Origin of the sequence: Micromonospora sp. AMSO1212t (assembly GCF_008868145.1) — a bacterium.
Lineage (GTDB): Bacteria > Actinomycetota > Actinomycetes > Mycobacteriales > Micromonosporaceae > Micromonospora > Micromonospora tulbaghiae.
Genome location: NZ_WBKS01000220.1, coordinates 1 through 5,053, shown reverse-complemented (window position 1 = coordinate 5,053; position 5,053 = coordinate 1). Strand labels below are relative to the sequence as shown.

Here is a 5,053-nt window from a genome sequence, read left to right as displayed (position 1 = left end):
GGTGGGCGGCCTGGACTGCTTCGGCTGTCACCTCGGTGAGACGGTCGGTGGGGAGGGCACCGAGTTCCTCCCGGCGGAACCAGCGGGCCTCGCAGGTGGAGCCGCCGACGTCGGCCACGGTGGGCGGCGCGGGCTGGTCGACGACCACCCGGTAGAAGGCGCGTACGCCGTGCCAGTCGATCGGGTAGCCCTCCGGGCCGAGCGAGGCGGCGTCCCGGTGGCTGGCCACCCCGAGCAGCTCGACGAGACGGCCGGTCTGGCCGGTCTCCTCGACCAGTTCCCGGATCAGCGCCGCGCCCGGCTGCTCGCCGTAGTCGGTGCCGCCGCCGGGCAGGTGCCAGCAGCCGGCGCCGGGGTAGCCGTCGGAGACCCGGGTCAGCAGCACGCGCTCCTCCGGGTCGGTCACCACCGCGTACGCGGCGAAGCGCTGCGCCCGGTGCAGCCCGTCCGGGCCGGGGACGGCATAGAACGAGGGGAACTCGGGTACCTCCTCCGGCACGATGTCGTCGGTGGAGGTGGGCAGGCCCAGGGCACGCGCGGTGAACGACCGCAGCGGCAGCTCCCGGGCCTCGTCGAGGGTGAACCAGCGGGCCAGGTCGGTCGGGCGGTCGACCCGCTCGGTGAGCGTCCCGCCGCGGACCGACACGGTGTAGAGCAGCCGGTCGGTGTGGATCGTGATGCGCCGCTCCGGCAGCGCCCGCATGTCGGCGAGCACGTCCTGGAGGCCGGCGACCGCCACCGAGAGCCCGGTCTCGGCCGCGGTCTCCCGTACGACTGTGTGTTTGGGGTCCTCACCGTGGTCGACAGCTCCTCCGGGGAGCGACCAGGTGCCGGGGGTGCCGGAGCGCTCCGATGCGCGGACCAGCAACACTCGGCCGTTTGAATCAGCACAAACTGCGTATGCCGCGATCCTGCGGAGCGGCTCCAGCGAGGTGGTCACGGGAGCAAATTCTCCCCGGACCGGGTTACCGAGATCGAAAAGAGTCAGATTCCTGACTCTTGGCTGGCGCCTCAGGGATGGGTCAGGGTAAGTGTCCGGGCGGTCACCGAGGTCGACCGTCGCGGCGCGCGGGACCGTTGACACATGACCTCTCCGAACCCCTCCCAGGCTCCGTACAAGCAGCTCCGCCGGCCGGTCAGCGACCGCATGATCGCCGGTGTGGCGAGCGGCCTCGGCCGTTACTTCGCCGCCGACCCCACGCTGATCCGGGTGATCTTCGCGACCGCCACGCTGCTCACCGGCGGCGTCGCCGCGCTCGCGTACCCGATCATGTGGTTCCTGATGCCCGAGGAGCCGGACGGCGCGCCCGCCTGGCCGCATCCGCCGGGCACCGCGCCGGGCTGGCCGCCGGTCCCGCCGACGACGCCCGGCCCGTGGGTCCCGCCGGCTACGCCGGCCCCGCCGCGGACGCCGGCCGGGCCGGACGCCGGAGCGCAGGCGACCCGTCCGGACGCCGGCGCGCCGCCCGCGGCCTGAGCGGCGTCACTCCCACTCGATGGTGCCCGGCGGCTTGCTCGTCACGTCCAGGACCACGCGGTTGACCTCGGCGACCTCGTTGGTGATCCGGGTGGAGATCCGGGCCACCACGTCGTAGGGCAGCCGGGACCAGTCGGCGGTCATCGCGTCCTCGCTGGAGACCGGGCGCAGCACCACCGGGTGACCGTAGGTGCGCCCGTCGCCCTGCACCCCGACGCTGCGCACGTCGGCCAGCAGCACCACCGGGAACTGCCAGACGCCCCGGTCCAGGCCGGCCGCGGTCAGCTCCTGCCGGGCGATCAGGTCGGCCTTGCGGAGCACGGCGAGGCGCTCCTCGTCGACCGCGCCGATGATCCGGATGGCCAGGCCCGGGCCGGGGAACGGGTGCCGCCACACCATCGCCTCGGGCAGCCCCAGCTCCAGGCCGATCGTGCGGACCTCGTCCTTGAACAGCGTGCGCAGCGGCTCGACCAGGGAGAACTTCAGGTCCTCGGGCAGGCCGCCGACGTTGTGGTGGCTCTTGATGTTGGCGGTGCCGGTGCCGCCGCCGGACTCCACCACGTCCGGGTAGAGCGTGCCCTGCACCAGGTATTCCACGTCGCCGTGCGCGGCGATCTCCCGGGCGGCGGCCTCGAAGACGCGGATGAACTCCCGGCCGATGATCTTGCGCTTCTGCTCCGGGTCGGTCACCCCGGCGAGCGCGCCGAGGAACCGTTCCCGGGCGTCGACCACCTTGAGCTTGATGCCGGTGGCCGCCACGTAGTCCTTCTCGACCTGCTCGGCCTCACCGGCCCGCAGCAGGCCGTGGTCCACGAACACGCAGGTGAGCTGGTCGCCCACGGCGCGGTGCACGAGCGCCGCGGCGACCGCCGAGTCGACTCCACCGGAGAGGCCGCAGATGACCTCCTTGTCGCCCACCTGCTCGCGGATCCGGGCGACCTGCTCGTCGATGATGTTCGACGGCGTCCAGGTCGGTTCGATGCCGGCGATGTCGTACAGGAAGCGGGTGAGCATCTCCTGGCCGTGCGCGGTGTGCCCGACCTCCGGGTGGAACTGCACGCCGGCTCGGCGGCCGGCCACGTCCTCGAACGCGGCGACCGGGGCGCCCGCCGACTCGGCGGTGACGGTGAAGCCCTCCGGGGCCTCGGTGACGCAGTCGCCGTGGCTCATCCAGACCGGCATGTCGGCCGGGAGGTCGCGCAGCAGCACGCCGGGCTCCGTCAGGCGCGGGCGCAGCGGGGTGCCGCCGTACTCGCGGTTGCCGGTGCGCGCGACGGTGCCGCCGAGCGCCTGGGCCATGGCCTGGAAGCCGTAGCAGATGCCGAAGACCGGTACGCCGGTCTCGAACATGCCGGCGTCGATCTGCGGGGCGCCCGGCGCGTAGACGCTGGACGGGCCACCGGACAGGATGATCGCGGCGGGGTTCCTGGCCAGCATCTCGGACACCGGCATGGAATGCGGGACGATCTCCGAGTAGACCTTCGCCTCGCGGACACGGCGCGCGATGAGCTGGGCGTACTGGGCTCCGAAGTCCACCACGAGGACGGGGCGAGGCGTGCTCATGTGCGCAAAGCCTACCGACAGTCACCGGCCGCGCGGACGCGCCCCGGCGGTGTGGCGGGATGAACCTGGCGGCGGTGCGCTCAGCGCAGCGCGGCCGGGGCGTGCGCGGGGACGGCCGGCCGCCGCGGCGGGACCGGCTCGACCCGGGTGTACGCCGACCCGAGCGCCGGACGCGGGTCCGCCTCGCCCTTGTTCGGCCAGTACGACATGGCCCGCTCGGCCTGCGCGGTGATCGTCAGCGACGGGTTGACGCCCAGGTTCGCCGAGACCGCCGCGCCGTCCACGACGTGCAGGCCCGGGTGGCCGTACACGCGGTGCCAGGGGTCGATGACGCCGTCGTCCGGCGTGGCGCCGATCACCGCGCCGCCGAGGATGTGCGCCGTCACGGGGATGTTGAACGGTTCGGTGACCGCCCCGCCGGGCGTGCCGCCGATCTCCTCGGCGAGCAGCCGGGCCGCCGTGTTGCCGGCCGGGATCCAGGTCGGGTTGGGCGCGCCGTGGCCGGGGCCGGAGACCAGCCGGCCCTTGCGGTAGCGGGTGGTCAGCGAGTTGTCGACCGACTGCATGACGAGCGCGATCACGGTGCGCTCGGACCAGCGGCGTACCGACAGCATCCGCGCCGCCAGCGCGGGCTGCCGGACGATGCTGCCCAGCCAGCGCCGGACCCGGCGGGGACCGCCGTCGACGAGCAGCGACTGGAGCAGGCCCATCGCGTTGGAGCCCTTGCCGTAGCGGACCGGCTCGATGTGGGTCTGCGGGTCGGGGTGGAACGAGCTGGTGATCGCCACCCCCTCGGTGAAGTCGAGGCCGCGCCGGCGGGCCGCGCCGGGCGCCACCGAGGCGCCGAGGATGGCCTCGGAGTTGGTCCGGGTCAGCTCCCCCAGCCGGGGCGAGAGCGCCGGCAGCGCGCCGGTCGCCTTCATTCCGTGCAGCAGCCGCTGGGTGCCGAGCGCGCCGGCCGCGAAGACCACCTGGTCGGCGTGGATCACCTCGCGCCGCTTGCGGAACCAGGCGCCGGTGCGCTCGGTGTGCACCGCGTAGCCGCCGGCCGGGTCGGGGCGTACGGCGGTCACAGTGGTCAGCGGGTGCACCTGCACACCGAGGCGCTCGGCCAGCCAGAGGTAGTTCTTCACGAGCGTGTTCTTGGCGCCGTGCCGGCAGCCGGTCATGCACGACCCGCAGTGGCTGCACCCGGTGCGGTCCGGCCCGGCCCCGCCGAAGTACGGGTCGGCCACCCGCTCGCCGGGGCGCCCGATGTGCACCCCGACCGGCGTCGGGTGGTAGGTGTGCGCCACCCCCATCCGCTCGGCCACCGCGCGCACGGCCTGGTCCGCGCGGGTGTCGATCGGGTACGTGGTGACGCCGAGCATCCGCTTCGCCTGGTCGTAGTGGCGGGCCAGCTCGTCGCGCCAGTCGGTGATGTCCCGCCACTGCGGGTCGGCGTAGAACGCGTCGAGCGGCTCGTAGAGCGTGTTCGCGTAGACCAGCGACCCGCCGCCGACCCCGGCGCCGGAGAGCACCAGCACGCCGCCGCCGGCCTTGCGGTCGGCCGAGCGCAGCAGCGTGATCCGCTGGAGCCCGAAGCAGCCGAGCCGGGGCGCCCAGAGGAACCGCCGCGCCCGCCAGGACGTACGCGGGAACTCGTCGTCGGCGAAGCGCCGCCCGGCCTCCAGCACGCCGACCGAGTAACCCTTCTCGGCCAGCCGCAGCGCGGTGACGCTGCCGCCGAACCCGGACCCGATGACGACCACGTCGTAGCGCATGGACGCATCATTACCGACGAGTAGCTATAGCGCCAACGAGGCTTTTTCGCACATCATGCAGAGCGCTCGATCGCCGGGATTCCCGCCGCTGCAACCCGTGGGCCGCCCCGGCGCGTCGAACTCCACGGGGAGGAACGAACGTGACGAGACGACGCCTGCTGGGCCTGGCCGCACTGGTGGCCGCGCTGCTGGTGGCCACCGGAGCGGTGGTGACCACCCGGCTGGTGGCGAACCGCCCGGCCGCCCCGGT

General features: G+C 73.6%; 4 protein-coding genes. 1 reads left to right on the top strand and 3 read right to left on the bottom strand.

The annotated features are described in order from the left end of the window. Window positions 1-940, bottom strand: a 940-nt coding sequence (locus F8279_RS29155; protein ID WP_151501653.1) for an NUDIX domain-containing protein, incomplete at its 3' end; no start/stop codon positions are given. Window positions 941-1,084: 144 nt separating this feature from the next. Between F8279_RS29155 and F8279_RS29150 the strand changes: the two genes are divergently transcribed. Further along, window positions 1,085-1,477: a PspC domain-containing protein gene (locus F8279_RS29150; RefSeq protein ID WP_091426219.1), complete on the top strand. Its 393-nt coding sequence runs from the start codon at window positions 1,085-1,087 to the stop codon at window positions 1,475-1,477. Between the two features lie 6 nt (window positions 1,478-1,483). On the opposite strand, the gene guaA is transcribed toward F8279_RS29150, so the two are convergent. After that, window positions 1,484-3,040, bottom strand: a complete 1,557-nt coding sequence (guaA, locus tag F8279_RS29145; protein WP_091426220.1) for a glutamine-hydrolyzing GMP synthase — start codon at window positions 3,038-3,040, stop codon at window positions 1,484-1,486. 80 nt (window positions 3,041-3,120) lie between these two features. Beyond that, a complete protein-coding gene (locus F8279_RS29140) occupies window positions 3,121-4,803 on the bottom strand; it encodes an FAD-dependent oxidoreductase (RefSeq protein ID WP_091426222.1) in 1,683 nt (560 codons plus the stop codon). Window positions 4,804-5,053: the final 250 nt, after the last annotated feature.

Excerpts from the sequence above, each read along its gene's own strand:
- F8279_RS29150 (WP_091426219.1), top strand. The coding sequence starts at position 1,085 with ATGACCTCTCCGAACCCCTCCCAGGCTCCGTACAAGCAGCTCCGCCGG.
- guaA (WP_091426220.1), bottom strand. The coding sequence starts at position 3,040 with ATGAGCACGCCTCGCCCCGTCCTCGTGGTGGACTTCGGAGCCCAGTAC.
- F8279_RS29140 (WP_091426222.1), bottom strand. The coding sequence starts at position 4,803 with ATGCGCTACGACGTGGTCGTCATCGGGTCCGGGTTCGGCGGCAGCGTC.